Origin of the sequence: Arthrobacter globiformis, assembly GCF_030815865.1 — a bacterium.
Classification (GTDB): domain Bacteria; phylum Actinomycetota; class Actinomycetes; order Actinomycetales; family Micrococcaceae; genus Arthrobacter; species Arthrobacter globiformis_B.
Genome location: NZ_JAUSXI010000001.1, coordinates 4,970,201 through 4,984,591 on the forward strand (window position 1 = coordinate 4,970,201; position 14,391 = coordinate 4,984,591).

14 protein-coding genes are annotated in these 14,391 nt (G+C 65.6%); 4 read left to right on the forward strand and 10 right to left on the reverse strand.

The features are described 5' to 3' along the window. Nucleotides 1-71: 71 nt before the first annotated feature. Together QFZ33_RS23235 and QFZ33_RS23240 are read right to left on the reverse strand one after the other, a co-directional pair. Nucleotides 72-1,409, reverse strand: coding sequence for a CynX/NimT family MFS transporter (locus tag QFZ33_RS23235; RefSeq protein ID WP_307031400.1), 1,338 nt, complete (start codon nt 1,407-1,409; stop codon nt 72-74). A gap of 91 nt (nt 1,410-1,500) precedes the next feature. Beyond that, complete coding sequence (locus tag QFZ33_RS23240; protein ID WP_307031402.1) at nt 1,501-2,748, reverse strand: FAD-dependent oxidoreductase; 1,248 nt, start codon at nt 2,746-2,748, stop codon at nt 1,501-1,503. Between the two features lie 185 nt (nt 2,749-2,933). On the opposite strand from QFZ33_RS23240, the gene trmB reads away from it, so the two are divergent. Together trmB and QFZ33_RS23250 are read left to right on the forward strand one after the other, a co-directional pair. Beyond that, nucleotides 2,934-3,866 (forward strand): tRNA (guanosine(46)-N7)-methyltransferase TrmB, encoded by a 933-nt coding sequence (trmB, locus tag QFZ33_RS23245; protein ID WP_307031404.1) that lies wholly within the window; start codon nt 2,934-2,936, stop codon nt 3,864-3,866. Between the two features lie 105 nt (nt 3,867-3,971). Further along, entirely contained in the window at nt 3,972-4,778 is an 807-nt protein-coding gene (locus QFZ33_RS23250; protein WP_307031974.1) for a DUF1206 domain-containing protein, read from the forward strand. 30 nt (nt 4,779-4,808) lie between these two features. Here the strand turns inward: QFZ33_RS23250 and QFZ33_RS23255 are convergent, their stop codons facing one another. Together QFZ33_RS23255 and QFZ33_RS23260 are read right to left on the reverse strand one after the other, a co-directional pair. Then, nucleotides 4,809-5,492: a zf-HC2 domain-containing protein gene (locus QFZ33_RS23255; RefSeq protein WP_307031405.1), complete on the reverse strand. Its 684-nt coding sequence runs from the start codon at nt 5,490-5,492 to the stop codon at nt 4,809-4,811. After that, complete coding sequence (locus tag QFZ33_RS23260; protein ID WP_190604781.1) at nt 5,489-5,989, reverse strand: sigma-70 family RNA polymerase sigma factor; 501 nt, start codon at nt 5,987-5,989, stop codon at nt 5,489-5,491. Before QFZ33_RS23260 ends, QFZ33_RS23255 begins: the two co-directional genes overlap by 4 nt. A 191-nt stretch (nt 5,990-6,180) precedes the next feature. Here QFZ33_RS23260 and QFZ33_RS23265 point away from each other — a divergent pair, with 191 nt between their 5' ends. Both QFZ33_RS23265 and QFZ33_RS23270 read left to right on the forward strand, forming a co-directional pair. Continuing rightward, nucleotides 6,181-6,702: a COG4315 family predicted lipoprotein gene (locus QFZ33_RS23265; protein WP_307031407.1), complete on the forward strand. Its 522-nt coding sequence runs from the start codon at nt 6,181-6,183 to the stop codon at nt 6,700-6,702. A gap of 55 nt (nt 6,703-6,757) precedes the next feature. After that, a complete protein-coding gene (locus tag QFZ33_RS23270; protein ID WP_307031408.1) occupies nt 6,758-7,351 on the forward strand; it encodes a DUF5655 domain-containing protein in 594 nt (197 codons plus the stop codon). A gap of 209 nt (nt 7,352-7,560) precedes the next feature. Here QFZ33_RS23270 and QFZ33_RS23275 read toward each other — a convergent pair whose 3' ends face one another. The 6 genes from QFZ33_RS23275 to QFZ33_RS23300 form a co-directional block, all read right to left on the reverse strand. Next, nucleotides 7,561-7,851 carry a GIY-YIG nuclease family protein gene (locus QFZ33_RS23275; RefSeq protein ID WP_307031409.1) on the reverse strand — a complete coding sequence of 97 codons (291 nt, stop codon included), beginning with the start codon at nt 7,849-7,851 and terminating at the stop codon, nt 7,561-7,563. A gap of 416 nt (nt 7,852-8,267) precedes the next feature. After that, on the reverse strand, nt 8,268-9,806 hold the full coding sequence (locus tag QFZ33_RS23280; RefSeq protein WP_307031411.1) for a glycoside hydrolase family 32 protein: 1,539 nt from the start codon (nt 9,804-9,806) through the stop codon (nt 8,268-8,270). 31 nt (nt 9,807-9,837) lie between these two features. After that, nucleotides 9,838-10,716, reverse strand: a complete 879-nt coding sequence (locus QFZ33_RS23285; RefSeq protein WP_307031413.1) for a carbohydrate ABC transporter permease — start codon at nt 10,714-10,716, stop codon at nt 9,838-9,840. Between the two features lies 1 nt (nt 10,717). Beyond that, nucleotides 10,718-11,677, reverse strand: coding sequence for a carbohydrate ABC transporter permease (locus QFZ33_RS23290; RefSeq protein ID WP_307031415.1), 960 nt, complete (start codon nt 11,675-11,677; stop codon nt 10,718-10,720). An 84-nt stretch (nt 11,678-11,761) separates the two neighbouring features. After that, nucleotides 11,762-13,057: a sugar ABC transporter substrate-binding protein gene (locus QFZ33_RS23295; protein ID WP_307031417.1), complete on the reverse strand. Its 1,296-nt coding sequence runs from the start codon at nt 13,055-13,057 to the stop codon at nt 11,762-11,764. A gap of 130 nt (nt 13,058-13,187) precedes the next feature. Next, entirely contained in the window at nt 13,188-14,210 is a 1,023-nt protein-coding gene (locus QFZ33_RS23300) for a LacI family DNA-binding transcriptional regulator (protein ID WP_307031419.1), read from the reverse strand. Nucleotides 14,211-14,391: the final 181 nt, after the last annotated feature.

Genomic DNA, 14,391 nt, shown 5'->3' on the forward strand with positions numbered 1-14,391 from the left:
ACCCAACTAGGTAGCAGCAGAGGGCGTTCTGAGCGATCAGACCGCCCTCTGCTGCTACCTACATGGGTCCACTAGCCTCCGATGAACCTGTCGCGTCCCGCCCGGTGGCCGAACACCGCGGCCAGCGTACCCACGGCCAGGAACAGGAGCCCCGCCGCAGCGAAGGACCCGGTGCCCTGGTGCAGCTGACCCACCAGCAGCGTGCCGGTGGAGCCGAGCCCGTAGCCCACCCCCTGCATCATGCCGGAGAGGTGGGCTGCGGTGTGCCCGTCGCGGGTCCGGAGCATGATCATCGTCAGGGCAACGGCGGTGAGGCTTCCCTGGCCCAGTCCCAGCAGGCCCGTCCACACCCAAATCAGCTCAAGCGGGCCGAAGATGCTGAGGGCAAAGCCGCCGCCAGTCATGAGCGCCACCACGGTGTTGATCACCCGTTGGTCGCGAAACCGGGCGGCGAGCGCCGGAGCGAACAGCGAGCCCAGCATCTGCAGCACGATGGACACGGACACAATCAGCCCGGCCGTTCCGCCGTCCACGCCGCGCTCGCGCAGGATCGGCGCGAGCCAGGCGAAGACGCTGAATGACATCATCGCCTGCAGCACCATGAAGATCGTGACCTGCCAGGCCACCGCCGAGCGCCACACGTTCACGCCGTCCCGCACCGCTTTGTGCTGCCCGTGCCGCTGCCGTACGGCCACCGGCAGGAAGAGCAGAAGTACGACGGCGGCCGGTACCGCCCAGAACCACAGCGCCGACGTCCACTGGCCGGTAGCGCTGAAAACGGGGTAGGTGAAGCCGGCGCCCAGGGCGGCGGAGGCACAGATGGCCGTGGTGTAGAGCCCGCCCATCAGGCCGAGCCGGTGCGGAAAGTCCCGCTTCACCAGCCCGGGCAGCAGGACGTTGCACAGTGCAATCCCGGCACCGCACGCGGCCGTCCCGGCAAACAGCACCGGCAGGTGCCCGGCGCCCGCGATCTCGGCCGGCCGCAGGAGCAGACCGGCCGTCAGGACGGCCATGGCGCCCAGCAGGACCCGTTCGGCGCCGAACCGGCGCGCCAGGACCGGAGCCAGCGGCGCGAAAACGCCTAGCAGAGTGACGGGCACCGTAGTCAGCACCACCACCGCCCAGCCGGGCAGGCCGGCGTCGGCGGCTACCTCCGGGAGAACCGCCGAAAAACTGGAGAACACTGTCCTCAGGTTCAGCCCGATCAGCACCAGGCACAGGCCCAGGTACGCCAAGGCCCGGCGGCCAGTTACATGCGTGGGTTCGGCAGCGGGAACGTCGTCGGCTTCTGCGTCCACGAGCGTGTGGTCGTTAACGGCTGGGCGCTGCGGCGGGCTACTGTGTCTGCGTGAATTCCGGGCATCGATCACCCGCCCATTCTTGCAGTCGCGCTGTGCTGACCGGTCCATGGTAGGGAGGCGGTCAACTGCGGTTGCCGCTGATCGAGCTGCACGTCCCTGAGGTGCTCGCCAGGAGCCGTGCCAGGCCGCGGCGCCCGGGTCACCGCGCCCAGAGCGGCCACAGGCGCTCGGCTCGGCGGCGGACCTGGGAGTAAGGCACCTCCGCGCTTTTGGCCTGATCGAAGATGCTCAGCCCCAGCATTGACGTGGCAAGCGCACGGACCGTGTGGAACCGGTTTTCGAAGAGGCTTCGTTCGCTGATCCAGGACACCGCGTCGGCTTCCGGCTTCCACCGTTCCGTGTACGTTTCGGCCGCCTGCGACAACCGGTCCGGCGAACTGCCGGTGTCCCGGATGCACTGATCCAGGACCATGGCTGATTCCATGGCCCCGTTCACTCCCTGTCCGATCGGCGGGTAAGGCGCGGCTGCGTCCCCGATCAGGACTGCTTTCCCGCCATGGAACTGGGAACAGTTCAGGCTGCGTCCGATGTGGTAGCACGTCCGGTTGGCGAAGGCCAATACCTGTACGTCGCCGGCGAAATCAAGAACCCGGGGGCACCGCGTCTGCAGAAATCTGCGTGCCTCCTCCGTTCCAGAGAATCGGATCTTCTCCTTGGTTCCGATGGCACAGAACCATCGGGCCGAGTCCTGCCCGGCATCGCCCCTTATGGCGCCGGCCACGCAGAAGGGCCGGGTCGAAAGTCCGTGGAGATAGTTCTTGTCCAGCCGGTCACCGACGTTATCGAGCTCAATCATCGTGCAGTAGTTGGGAAAGGACCTGGAAGTGACCGTAAACCCGGGAAATCGGGCCTGCAGCGCCGACCGGACCGTGGATCCGGCCCCGTCGGCACCAACAAGCAGGTCGAAAGTCCTGACGTTCGATTCCCCGGATCGGTGCCGGGATTTCAGTGAACCTGCGACTGGGTCGACACCTTCCACGTTGGTTTCGAACTCCATTGCCACCCGGTCTTTATATTGGCCCAGGACCGACATGAGCGCCCGGAGGATGTCGCCCCGCGATCCGGTCCACCCGGGCAATGTCCACTCCTCCGTTCCGCGACCCGGGATCTTGAGCCCCTTAAAACGGAATATGCGGCGGTCGAACTCGGCCACGGCCTCGATGTGGCGGAGTGCCTTTAGCCCATGCCCCGAGATGTCGATGGTGTAGGACCTGTCCGGATTGAACCGCGGTGCAATATCTGGAGGCACGTCGCGCTCGATGACAGTGGCGGACAGCCCGCGCCGGGCAAGGGAAATTGCGAGTACCAGCCCTGCCGGTCCCGCCCCGAGGATGGCTATGGTGCTCGGGGAACTCGCGGGTCCGGAGAGGAATGCAGATGGTTCCATGGCGTTTCCTGAAGCTGCGTTGTTATGCATTCATCCGCCGTCAGGGCGGGAAAACGTCCCTAGGGACGGGCTGCGGCTCATGCGCGTTTCGCTTGGGCGGCAGGCGGAATAGCAACACTGTACGCCGCCCTGCTGCACGGCGTAACTGGCTTAGCCTGCCGAAAGCCGCCGGTATTCTGGAAGGGATGAGCGAATCTCCCGAATCCCCGCAGCCGCCGGCAAATCCGAACCAGCCCCGGCCGGTCACGCCGGGAAGCCAGGCATCCTATGGAACCTACGGTGGACGGCCGGTCAGCTTCGTTCGCCGCGGAACCCGGCTGCAGGGGCGGCGCCAGGCAGCCTGGGAGGAGCACTCCGGCCGCTGGGCCATCGACGTGCCGCGCCATATTGCCAACACCTCGGTCCACCCCGACTACACGTTTGATGCCGAAGCCGAATTCGGGCGCAAGGCTCCGCTGATCGTGGAGATCGGCTCAGGTTTGGGCGATGCCGTCTGCCATGCCGCGGAGGAAAACCCGGGCACGGACTTCCTCGCCGTGGAGGTCTATACCCCCGGCCTGGCCAACACCATGATCAAGATCAACAGCCGTGGCTTGACCAACGTGCGGGTCGTGGAGGCGAACGCTCCCGAGGTCCTGGCCACCATGCTCCCGGCCGGCTCGGTCAGTGAGCTGTGGGTCTTCTTCCCCGACCCCTGGCACAAGTCCCGGCACCATAAGCGCCGCCTGATCCAGCCCGAATTCGCCGAGCTCGCCGCGAAGGCGCTGAAGCCGGGCGGCCTCTGGCGCATCGCCACAGACTGGTCCAACTACGCCGTGCATGTCCGCGACGTCCTCGCCGGGTCGGAGGCGTTCGAAAACCTTCACAACGGCGAGCGCAGCGGTCCCGAGAGTCCCCTCACCCACGTGTGGCAGACCGGCGTCGAGTCGCTGGTGGGCGGCGCGCCGGTCAAGGAGGGACGGGCGCCCGTGAGTACGGAACATACGGGGCCTAACGAGGGCATCGACGAAAGAGGCGGCTGGGCCCCCCGGTTCGAGGGCCGTATACTCACCAGCTTCGAGAGCAAGGCGCACGAAGCCGGCCGGATGATTTTCGACCTCTGCTACCGGCGGGTTTAACCCCGTCCGGGGCATCTGTTCCCCGGCGCCACACCGTGGCACGATAAGCGTGTGGCGGAGTGCCACAGCAGCTCCCGGCGCGGAGGAACGATCATCAAACGAGAACTGAGAAGCGCAGCCGGCAGGGCCGAGGACGTCACGAACTCGAAGCCCCTCGAAATGCTGGCACGCGGTGGATTTGCCGTTAGCGGTGTGCTCCACATTCTGGTGGGGCTCATTGCCTTCGGGCTCGCCCGGGGTCGTGGCGGCCGCGCGGATGTGAGCGGCGCCGTTGCCGAACTTGCCAGCCAGCCGGCCGGGCCACTGCTTCTGTGGTGCAGCTTTGCCGCATGTGTGGCGCTGGCCCTGTGGCAGGCCGGTGATGCGATTTTCGATTTCGAGCGGTTGCCCACTAAGCACAAGGCCGGCAAGAAACTGCAGGCCGCAGCACAGGCTGTCGTGTACGCCGGACTGGCATTCACGCTGGCCGCCTTCGCGCGCGGCGCCGGCAAGGACAACCGGGAATCAACCAGCGACCTCACCGTCAACCTCATAAAGGCGCCGGGCGGTGTCCTGCTCCTGGTGCTGATCGGTGCGGGGGTGACGGTCGTTGGGATCATCTACGCGGTCCGCGGGTTCCAGAAGTCGTTTGAGAAGCACATCAATCTGCCGTCTTCGCCGGACGGGCGCAAGGCCATCACCGCCCTTGGGATGGTGGGCTATGTGGCCAAGGGCGTTGCCCTGTTTGTGACGGGCCTGCTGGTGGTCATCGCCACGGTCACCGTCCATCCCGAGCAGTCGACAGGTCTCGATGGCGGGCTCCGCGCTCTGCGGGAGCAGCCCTACGGTGTGTACGTGCTGGCCGCGGTGGGCGCCGGACTGATCTGCTACGGGGTCTTCATGGTGGTGCGGGCGCGGCTCGCCAGGATGTGAGTCGTCGGGATGGCGCAGGCGTCGGGTCCGTCAGGTGCCCGGCACGGCAATGACGGCAATGGTCTGCTGCCGGTCGTTCCGCAATTCGACGCTGGCGATGCTCGTGTACTGCAGCGGCGTAGCGCTGGTGACCCGGACCCTTCCGCTCGGTGTCGCCATCCACGCGCAGGCCCGGTCCGCAACCCCGGCGCGGTCCTTCACCCACAGTGAAAGCCGGCCGTTCTGGGGCAGGCTCCGCGCGTCGACGGCCAGTTCGGTACCCCAGGTTTTCTTGACCATTCCCACCGTGACCTGCAAGCCGGTATCGGCCTTGACCGAGTAGCTGGCATCGGGCTTGTCTGCGGGATCAAAGAAAGGCGCCGCCGCAAATCCCAGGGCGAGGCAGGCCGCGGCCACCACACCCACAAGGGCCGTCAGCCGCCGTCGGGAATTACGACGGCGGGCCGCCAGTTGGTCCAGTATCGGCTGGGGGACGGGGGCCGGGGGAGGTAACGCGGCATTGGAGCCAGGCCGGATTGCCGCCGGGACGGCGAGCGCCACGGCGTCCGGGACCGGCACGGCATCCAGCAGTCCCGGCAGGGATTCCAGGTCCGACAGTTCGCTGCGGCAGGTGCCGCACTGCTTGAGGTGGTCCTCGAAGCGCAGCCTCTCTGCGTCTTCGAGCCCTCCCAGCAGGTATGCCCCCAGCAGCTCATGGACTTCCTTGCCGTTCACCGTTCCACACCCATTTCATCGAGTATTGTCCGCAGGGCCTTCACCGCGTAAAAGGCCCTGGATTTCACCGTTCCGCTCGGAATGTTCAACTGGACCGCGGCCTCGCCCACCGTGAACCGCCGGTAGTGGAGTGCCACCAGGACATCACGGTGCTCCGCGCTCAGCCGGAGCAGCGCCTCCTCCATCAGTACCTTGTTCAGCAGGTCGTCAACCCGCCCCGTCGCTTCCTCCGGATCCGCGACGTCACGGTCCTCGGCTTCCACCGGCCGGCGCTGGGCTTTCCGGTAGTTGTCGATCATGATGTTCCGGGCAGTCCGGAAAAGGTAACTGCGCATGCTGCCCGTAACCGTGGGCGCCTGCTGCCAGACGCGAAGCACTGTTTCCTGGACTATGTCGTCGGCCAGGTGTGGGTCGCGGGAGGCACTGAGCACAAACCGGCGGAGCGCCGTTCCGTGCTCGCGGTAGATTGCTGCAACCAAATCCTCATCCAGCGGCACGTTCGGCCTCCCTGCAATGACCTATGAAGCCGTTCCGAACGGGCCGGCCTTCCTGGCAAATACGACGTCGGCAGTCAGCGATAAGTTCAATTCCGGCCAGCGTCAGATCCTTTGAACCATTCTTCACCTTTGTGCGTCATTCCAGATAGCGCCGGTCTCTCAGTCTGCCGGCCCGAGCCAAGGAGCAGCACATGAAGAAGCAACTGAGCGTTGGCCTCGCAGTTATGGCCCTTGCCGCCTCACTGACGGCCTGTGGCGGCGGATCCGGCACAACGACCACCACGTCGGCGGCCGCCCCGGCCACCGAGTCGCCAGCGGCCACCGCCAGCGCGACGGCCACGGCATCCGCCGGCGACAGCGCCACGGTGGACCTCAAGACGGCGTCGTCCAGCAAGGGTGACATCGTGGTGGACGGCAAGGGCATGAGCGTCTACTACTTCACGAAGGACGTCAAGGACTCCGGCAAGAGCAACTGCACAGGCGACTGCCTCGTGAAGTGGCCTCCGGTGTTTGCTGCCACGGACACCCCCAAGGTCGAGGGTGTGACGGGCACGGTTGGCACTATTGATACGCCCGACGGCAAGAAGCAGGTGACGGTCAATGGCATGCCTGTCTACCTGTGGGAGAAGGACAAGGCCCCCGGCGACATCACCGGCCAGGGCGTTGGCAACGTTTGGTACCTCGTGGCACCAGACGGGACGATGATGAAGTAGGCCTGCAGGTTTGGGGCCGGCACCTCTCCGGAGGTGCCGGCACTACCATCGGAGCATGGCGGATCCACACAATTTGAAATCAGCGGCAAGAACCTGGAAGTCCATGGTGGACAGCAACCAGGCACTGCTGCTGCGGAAGTCAGGACACGACGTCCATTGGTGGGCGGAGCGGGGACACTCCGCCGGGGTGAAGAGCGACGCCGAGCTGCGCGAATGGATGCGAACCGAGCACGGAATCACCGGCTACGCCCAATACGCCGTGTCCTGGGAGATGTTCGGCTATCCCGAGTTCATGCTGCGGGACGCCGACGAACTCCTTGATGGCCAGTACAGTGACCATCCGAACCTGCGGCCCATTGCCAACACCCTCCTGGCGTGGGCCGCAGCCCATCCGGGCGTGGAGATCCAGATGCGCAAAGGCTACGTATCGCTGCACAGCAGCCGCCGGAAGTTCGCGCAGGTGACCCGGGCCAACCACACATCAGTGGATGTTACCCTCCGCCTTGAGGCGCCAATTGGGGAGCGCCTCAAGGCGGTCAAGGTCCGTGAGGGCGATTTCTTCGACCGCAAGGTCCGGCTCACGTCGGAGGAAGAAGTGGACCAGGAATTCCTGGACACCCTCGAGACGGCACTCGAGCAGAACAGCTGAGGCCACCTTCCCGCTGATCGAGCCCAACAACCGCTGATCGAGCCCAATAACCGCTGATCGAGCCTGTCGAGATCACGGCACCTCCGCTGATCGAGCCTGTCGAGATCACGGCACCTCCGCTGATCGAGCCTGTCGAGATCACAGCACCTCCGCTGATCGAGCCTGTCGAGATCGCGGCTCGACCAGAACGCAATTCGGTTTCGACAACTTCAACCAGCGGGCTTCGGACGTCCAACCGACAGGGCTGGCAGCGCTGCATAGTCACCGCGAATTAGGGCCTCCCGCTTCGCACGGCTCCATCCCTGGACCTGCTTTTCTCGCGCGTAGGCCTCATCGATTCGGTCGTATTCTTCTGCCCAAACCAGGAGCACCGGCCGCCGACGACGCGTATACGCCGCACCATCACCGGATTGGTGCTGCGCAAGTCGGCGTTCGAGGTCGAAGGTGCTCCCGACATAGTAGGAACCGTCTGAGCACCCGAGCATGTACGTGTAAGGCATTCATGGATCATCGATGTGGAGGCTAGGCGATTGCGAGGTACCCGTCCTCGTATGTGGATAACGATGGCCGGTGATCGGTTTCGGCAAGCTCAACCAGCGAAGCTCGATTTCGATCAAAGCCCCGCCGCTGATCGAGCCTGTCGAGATCAACGCAACTCCGCTGACAGTCCCCCGGTTTCGGCAAGCTCAACCAGCGGTTCCGGCTCCGCCTGGTTTCGACAAGCTCAACCAGCGGTACGGCACCCCCCGGTTTCGACAAGCTCAACCAGCGGTACGGCACTTCCCGGTTTCGACAAGCTCAACCAGCGGTACGGCACACCCGGTTTCGACAAGCTCAACCAGCGGTACGGCACCCCCGGTTTCGGCAAGCTCACCAGCGGGGTCTCGGCAAGCTCAACCAGCGGGGTTTCGACGGCTCAGCCCGTGACGCTGAGGCTTACCAGGGTGGCGCCGTCGCCTTCCGCCAGCAGTCCGACGGCGGTGCTGGACTCCGCGGGGAAGATCTGGTCGGTGAGGGTCACCAGGCCGTCCTGGGCGAAGACCTCCACAGAGCAGCGGTCTAGGAAGATCGTCAGCCGCAGCTTGCCGCTGCCGTCCAGGGAAACGGACACGCGCTCCACGGACGGGAAGTCGGCATGGAACCCGACGTTCCCGGAGGCCGTCCGGTCCAGGCTGAGCACGCCCGACAGGGAATCGCCGGAAACGGAGGAGTAGGCCAGCACTGTCCGCTCCTGCACGCCGTCCGCCTCGCCGGCGCGCAGCACCAGCCCGACCTTGCCTGCGGAACCCGGTTGGAACTCGGCGTCGATCCGCAGCACATCCCCGGCGGCCTCCACGGGCAGCCACCGCACCCCGTCCGGAAGCGGCGCCGGACCCGCAGCGAACAGCTCCGTCCCGGAAGCCGCGAACGGATCCACCGCAGCCTGGACCAGCACAGGGCGCCCGGCGCGGGTCTCCAGCCGGACCTCGCGGACCAGCGACATGGCGCTGCGCCAGCCCTGCGACGGGGTGCTGGCGGCGTATTGCCAGTTGTTCATCCAGCCGATCATGAGGCGCCGGCCGCCGGGAACGTTGCTGAACGAGACGGCGGCGTAGTAGTCCCGCCCCCAGTCGAGCCAGCCGTAGCCGGGCATCCGGCTGTCGTCGGTTTGCATGCCCTCGGTGACGGTGGTTTCGGAACGGAACGTCACGCCGTCGAACGATCCCAGGAAGTACTGGCCCGCCGAGCCGCCGGCGATCCCGCCCGGGCTCAGGTTCACCACGAGGACCCACCGGGTGTTCCCGGGATCGCCGTCCACGGGCAGTTCGAACAGGTCCGGGCATTCCCAGACCCCGCCCGTCGCGTTGGCAGGACCGAAGGTACTCAGATGCTCCCACGACTTGAGGTCGGCAGATTTGTAGAGCACCACCTCATGCCGGACGGCCTCGACGGCGGCCATCACCCAGTAGCTGCCGGCGTCGCCGTCGTACCAGAAGACCTTGGGGTCGCGGAAGTCCGCGGACGCCCGGTCAAGCACCGGGTTCCCCGCGTACTTGGTCCAGGTGGCGCCGTCGTCAGTGCTGTACGCGAGGGACTGCGCCTGCCGGCCAGCAAGAGGCGACGCCGGGGAGTAGGCGCTGGTGTAGACCGCCACCAGCGGCGCCACTCCCCCGACGCCGAAACCGCTCGTGTTCAGGGTGTCCACCACGGCTGACCCGGAGAAGATGGCCTCCTGCTCATCGCACGGGATCGCGATGGGCTGCTCGTCCCAGTTCAGCAGGTCCGCCGAGGTGGCGTGGCCCCAGGACATGTTGCCCCAGACGTCGCCGAGCGGGTTGTGCTGGTAGAAGAGGTGGTACACCCCGTTGGAGTACACCAGCCCGTTGGGATCGTTAAGCCAGTTGCGCTCGGCGGCGTAGTGCCATTTGGGCCGGTAACGGCAGTCGAGCGCGGGCGTTGCATTCAGGGAAGTCATGGTTCGCTTTCGAACTAGGAAGGGGGCTGGATCAGCCTTTGACACCGCTGGAGGCGATGCTGTTGATGAAGGAGCGCTGGAACGCGATGAAGAGGACCACCACGGGAACCGTGATCAGCGAGGCGTAGGCCATGACCTCACCCCAGGAGACGTTCAGCTGGAAGAAGTACTGGATGCCGATCATCACCGGGCGAAGCTCCTCGGACTGGACCACCATGAGCGGCCACAGGTAGGAGTTCCAGGCGGGCAGGAAGGTCAGGATGGCCACGGTGGCAGTGGCGGGACCGGCGAGCGGCATGACCACCTGGCGGTAGATCTTGAACCAGCCGGCGCCGTCGATCCGGGCTGCTTCGTCCAGTTCCTTGGGGATGGACTCAAAGTACTGGTGGTACAGGTAGATGGAGAACGCGTTGGCGATGAACGGGATGATCTGCACCTGGTACGTGTCCAGCCAGCCCTTCGAGATCTCCAGGCTGAAACCGTTGAGTTCGAAGTACGGCAACTGGTTCACCCACCACACCAGCGGCAGCGCCAGCGTCTGGAACGGCACGATGAGGGTTGCCAGGATCGCGGTGAACACCACGCGCTTGCCGCGGACCTGCATGCGGGACAGCGCGAAGGCGCACAGGCTGTTGATGAAGATTCCCAGCACCACTGTCACGGCGGAGACACCGACCGAGTTGATAAGGAAGCGGGCGGCCGGGACCCTGTCAAAGACAGCGGTGTAGTTGTCCAGCGAGATGTTGCCGATGGGCAGGAACGCCGCCACAGAGGACATGTCACCGAAGATCTGCTGGTCCGGCTTGAGCGAGGACACAAGCATGAACACGATGGGGAAGGCGGCGACGGCGGCGAACAGGATGCGTACGGCCATGGCGCCTATCGAATTGAGGCGGAGCACGTTTTTCACGTCAGTCCTTCTCTCGGGTCAGGTAACGCTGGACCGCGGAGATCAGCAGTACCAGGACGAAGAATACGAGCGAGATGGCGGAAGCGTAGGAGGTCTCCTGCTGCTTGAAGCCGGAGCGGACCGCCTCATAGATGATGGTGGTCGTCGAGTCGAGCGGGCCGCCCTGCGTCATGACGCTCACCTGGTCGAAGAGGCCGAGGGCCTGGATGGTGATGGTCACCAGGACCAGGCTGCGGGTGTGCTTCAGGCCCGGCCACGTCACGTACCGGAACTGGTGCCAGCGGCTGGCCCCGTCCAGCTGGGCGGCCTCGTACAGCTCGCCGGAAATGCTCTGCAGTCCGGCGAGCCAGATGATCATGTGGAAGCCCGCAGCCTGCCAGATGGACAGCGCGATGATGGCCGGCATGGCGGTGGCGGGGTCGTTCAGCCAGTCCGCGCCCTGGATGAGGCCGAAGCTGAACGTGGACAGCAGCTCGTTGATCAGGCCGTCCTTGCGGTACATGAACAGCCACAGCAGGGACACCACCACCATGGACGTGACCACCGGAAGGAAGTAGATGGTGCGGAAGAAATTCACGCCGCGGAACTTCTTGTTGATCAGCAGCGCCATGGCCAAAGCGAGGGCCGACTGTACGGGCACCACCACGACGGCAAAGTAGCTGACGTTCAGGAGCGCGCGCCAGAACGTGGGGTCGGTGAAGAGCCGGGCAAAGTTGTCCATTCCGACGAACTCCACCGGCCGCGGGGAGATGAGGCGGGCGTTCGTGAAGGCCAGGCCGAAGCCGAGGATCGCCGGCAGGAAGACGAAGGCGAGCAGGAGGACCGCGGCCGGCGCGATCATGCCCCAGCCGCTGAGCTGTTCGCGCAGGCGGCCCGGACGCTTGCGGCGGACCGTCGTGGTGGGGGTTCCGCCCGTTGCCGGAGCGGCGGGGCGGCGGGAGGGAAGCTGGGTGGTTGTCATGGGAGTCTCCGTTGACAGTCAGTGCCGGGTGGAGGACGACGGCGGCAGGTGCCGCCCGCCGTCGTCCTCCCTTCCGGCGGCTGGCTAGTTCTTGTAGCCGCCGTTGGACTTGATGTTGGCGTCAATCGCCTTGACCGCCTTGTCCAGGACGGTCTTGGGGTCTGCCCCGGCCAGGATGTCCTGGACGGCCTTGCCGTACTCCGTCGCGATGAACGGGTACGCAGGCGTTTCGGGGCGCATGACGGCCTGCTGGCGGGAGAGTTCCATGAACACCCGGTTCTCGCCGCCCTCGGCGAAGGCAGGGATCAGGGCCGCGGCTTCATCGGTGGCCGGAATGGTTCCGGTGGCCTTGGCCACGGCGGCGATGTTTTCCGGCTTCAGCGAGTAGGAGAGGTAGTCCATCGCGGCCTCGGAGTTCTTGCAACCGCTGGTCACGCCCCACTGCCATGAGGCGCCGCCGATCTTCGGTCCGTTGCCGAGGTCCACGGACGGCATGACCGCCAGATCCTTGCCGAGCGCCTTGCGCGCCTTGTCCGCGGCCCACGAGCCGGTGTAGACGAGGCCGCTCTTGTTGTTCAGGAAGTCCTGGGTGGAGTCCTTGCCGCTCTTCTTGGCCATGAAGCCCTGGTCGGCGAGTCCGCGGAACCACGCGGCCCACTCGACGGCCTTGTCGCCGTTGAGGGCACCGTCGGCCGACTGGAATCCGTCGCGGTTGACGAGGTCCCCGCCGAAGGACTGCAGCAGCGGCGAGTACGCGTAAGGCAGCCACTCGCCGGTGCCTGCAGTCCCCATGTCCAGGGGGTACTGCCACTTGCCGAGAGCCTTGAGTTTGGTCAGCGCGTCCTGGAATTCCTCCTTGGTCCACGGCTTCTCTACCGTGGCCGCGCGGACGCCGGCTGCCTTGAGGTCCGAGGCGCGGGCAAGCATCGCGAGGGCGACGTCGTAGTAGCCCACCGCGTACGTTTCACCCTCCCACTTGGCGACGGTGCTGGGGAGGTTCTTGGACAGATCGGCCGAGAGCTTCAGCGGGGTCAGGTACTTGGCCCAGGCCCAGTTGGGCACGTTGGGCCCGTCGATGTCCACGATGCACGGGAGCTTTCCGGCAGCGGCGGCCGAGACCACGGAGTCGTTGTACGAGTCCTGCGGGAATGCCTGCACCTTGACCTGGGCCTTGGCGGCGCCACTCTTGTTGTACTTGTCAACGATGGATTTGATGGCCGCGAGCTCGTCTGGGTTTCCCGCGTTGTGGGTCCACATGGTGATCTCGTTGCCGTCCTCGGACGTGGCGGACGCGCTGCCCTTGCCGCAGGCAGCGAGACCGCCCATCAGTGCCGCCGCGGCTATGCTGGTGGCCAGGATCCGTGTGAATCGCTTGTTCATGAAGGTCCAGTCTTTCTGCTGATTTTGCGCGTGGATGATTGGCCCGGGTCCGGAAGGGGCGCGGCCGCTGCAACGGCTGCGTCCCTTTTCAGGCGAACACCGGGTGGTGGTTGGTTTTCGAAAAATGCCGTCAGGTCCTGGGCGGTCCTACGGATCCCCGCTCGATCAGGGGACAGGCGAGCCGCACCTGTTCCGGCGGCGCCCCCGGGTTCTCAATGTCGTCAAGAACGCGGTTGACCGCCCATCGCCCCATGTCGTAGTGCGGCAGGGCCACCGTGGTCAGTCCCGGCCACAGCGAGTCCGCAATGAGCTCCAGATTGTCGATGCCGACGATCGAAATGTCCTCCGGAACGGTCAGCCCCAGGGCTGTGGCCGCCTGGTACGCGCCCATGGCCACCCGGTCGCTGAAGCAGAACAGGGCCGTTGGCCTGTCCTGCTGGCTCAGGAGACCCAGAGCCGCCCTCCGGCCGCCGGAGGTTTCCGGCTCGCCGATAACGAGGTAACTCGGATCGTGCTGGATGCCGTGGCGGCGCAGGGCGTTGTGGAATCCTTCCAGCCGGCCGTGTGTTGCGGGAATGTCGTCCACGTTGTTGATCATTCCGATCCGCTTGTGGCCGGCCCTGATGAGGGCTTCGACGGCGGTTTCGGCGGCGTTGACCTCGTCCGGAACGATGGAGGAGACCGCGGGGTCCCCGGTGACGGCGTCCAACAGCACGGTGGGAATCCCCGCCAGCGCAGGCGGCAGTTCCACTCCCTGGTGGTACAGCCGGGCGTACACCACGCCGTCCACCTGGTGCTGCTGAAGCATGGTGATTTCACGGTGCTCGAGCTCGCTGTCCAGGCCCGAGTTCACCACCATGACCACGTAGCCGCGCTCGTAGGCCGCGTCCTGGGCTCCGCGGATCATTGCCCCGGCGAATGGCGTGGTGGTGATCTCGTCACTGACCAGGCCCAAGATCTGGGAGCGCTGGTTGCGCAGCCCGCTGGCGAGCCGGTTGGGAGCGTAGCCAAGGTTCCTGGCCACGTCCCGGACGTGCTGCTGGGTTTCTGCTTTGACCCGGGAGCTGGTGGCGTCGTTGAGGGCGTGGGAAACAGTGGTTACTGAGACTCCTGCGGCCTTGGCCACTTCACGTATCCCTACTCGCGTCGTCATCGACTTCCTTTGCAAAACGTTTTGGTTCGGTGTTCATGAGAGTACACAAAACGTTTTGCATGTGTCAAGCGTCACGGTGACACGCTTGCCGGCGTGCGGGTTTCGGCGGGCCCATCACCGTAGCCAAGCGCCGGGCCCCGAGGGCTGGTTGAGCCTGGACTCGACAGGCTCAACCAGCAAC